The organism is Rhizobium sp. BE258, from assembly GCF_031457345.1.
Taxonomy (GTDB): domain Bacteria; phylum Pseudomonadota; class Alphaproteobacteria; order Rhizobiales; family Rhizobiaceae; genus Rhizobium.
In genome coordinates this window covers 1-1,947 of sequence record NZ_JAVDWL010000016.1, presented here as the reverse complement: position 1 = coordinate 1,947, position 1,947 = coordinate 1, and the positions used below count along the sequence as shown (strand labels likewise).

General features: G+C 55.5%; 1 protein-coding gene. It reads right to left on the bottom strand.

Annotated elements, in window-relative coordinates:
- Positions 1–117: 117 nt before the first annotated feature.
- Positions 118–1,497 (bottom strand): transposase, encoded by a 1,380-nt coding sequence (locus J2X43_RS31000; RefSeq protein ID WP_112390951.1) that lies wholly within the window; start codon positions 1,495–1,497, stop codon positions 118–120.
- Between the last annotated feature and the right edge of the window lie 450 nt (positions 1,498–1,947).

Below are 1,947 nucleotides of genomic sequence, written 5' to 3'. Positions count from 1 at the left end.
GATATCGTTGAAAAACTCGCCGCATTAGCTGCTCATCCGCCCATTTTGATTTTCCGGGCGGAGTACCAACGCGTTTCTGCCCCGCGCCTCGGCGCAGGGTCTCAATTCATGCCGCTCTCATGCGGCAATGACGCCATATGACGTCGTTTGTGGCCTGAGTTTAGCTAACCTCCTTAGATTTTGTGCGGTTGCGGCAAGCAAGAATTCGTCTCTCGCACCACAGGGTCCCCGAAGCCGAAGACGCGCCATCCGTAGAATGCGTTTGAGATGCGCGAATAGCATCTCGACTTTCTTCCGGCGGTGACGCGACAGTTCATATTCTGGTGTGGCCGCAATCGCTCTGGCAACATCGCGCGCATCCTCATGGAGATCGCGCGGCACCTTGCGCATAGGCGTGTTCGGGCAACAACGCTGCTTCAGGTCACAGACATCACAGTCCTTTTTGCTGGCACGATAAATCCGTGTCCCTTCGGCCGTGATCCCCGATCTTGGAGTATTGTAAGTGCGGTGGAACTGCTTCAGTTCGTTCCCGGCCGGACAGATGTATCGCTCGTTCTCGGCTTCCCAGGTGAAGTCCGAACGTGAGAAGGTGCCGTCTGTCCGGTTCGACTTGTCAAAGACCGGAATGTGCGGCGCGATCTTCTTCTCCTTGACCAGCCATGCCAAGTTGTCGGCGGAACCGTAAGCACTGTCAGCAGCCACATAGTCCGGCCGTAAGCCGAAGCGGTTCTCGGTCCTTTCGAGCATCGTGCGGGATGCCCCGACTTCTGCCTGGCGGATCGCACGCGTCGCCTCCACATCGACAATGACACCATGATCGGTGTCTATCAGATAATTGGTGGCGTAAGCGAAGAAGGCATGGCCTTTGTGAGCACCGGTCCATTGGGCGGCAGGATCAGACGGGGAGATAAACTTTGGTGTCACCGGCGACGCAGCACCGAAAGCGGCATCATCGAGAACAGCCAGATACTCTTGTACCGAGCGGCTAGCGCCTTCCTTTGCTTCCCACTCAGCTCCTGGTACCGAACGCTGCTTGTTGGCATCCGCTGCAATAAGGCTGGCATCGACGGCAAAACCTTCTGCTCCGACCAACCCTTGCGCAAGACAGCGCTCCACCACCGTTTCGAACATGTGTCGCAGGATATCGCTTTGCCGAAACCGGCCATGGCGATTCTTCGAGAAGCTGGAGTGATCAGGCACCTTGCCGTCCAGTCCGAGGCGGCAGAACCAGCGATAGGCAAGGTTGAGATGGACCTCTTCACACAGCCGCCGCTCCGACCGAATGCCCATGGCGTAGCCGACAATCAGCATCCGGATCATCAGTTCGGGATCGACCGAGGGACGGCCAGTGCTGCTATAGAAAGGCTTCAACTGCTCTCGAACGCTATCGAGTTCGAGATGACGGTCTATTCCCCGCAACAGGTGCTCGGCGGGGACGTGATCATCAATACAGAAGTCATAAAAGAGCTGCGCCGGAGCTGCCTGACATCCCATCATCGCTCAATCCTCCGCAAATCAATACGACGATTGAATCAGGGCTTTCCTGCATAAGCAATGCGAATTCCTTGGCAATACGGCTACATCCGGCATCACCGAACAATCTTCAGTTCCATCGGGTCCGCTGTCATCCGTTCACACTGAAGTCCTACTCGCGCCAGAGAGGCCGAGATATCGACGCCGCAAAGGCATAGGTCGAGGTCGTGCCAATCTTTGCCAACAGACCAATTTACAAAAGGATTTTTGTCTCGCCACACGAGGCCATCCATTCCGACAAGCGTCGCCAACTCGCGCGGCGTCTTATAAATTGTTTCGCCATCCACAACCGAGTTACACACATTTAGCCTCCTAGAAAGGCATTACGATATCTCGGCGGGCGTTCGTGTCACGGACGCTAATTTCTAAGGGGATAGATGAGATGCTCACCACCAATAGTTTTTCAACAGTATC

Coding starts and splice junctions, on each gene's coding strand:
- J2X43_RS31000 (WP_112390951.1), bottom strand. CDS start 1,497: ATGATGGGATGTCAGGCAGCTCCGGCGCAGCTCTTTTATGACTTCTGT.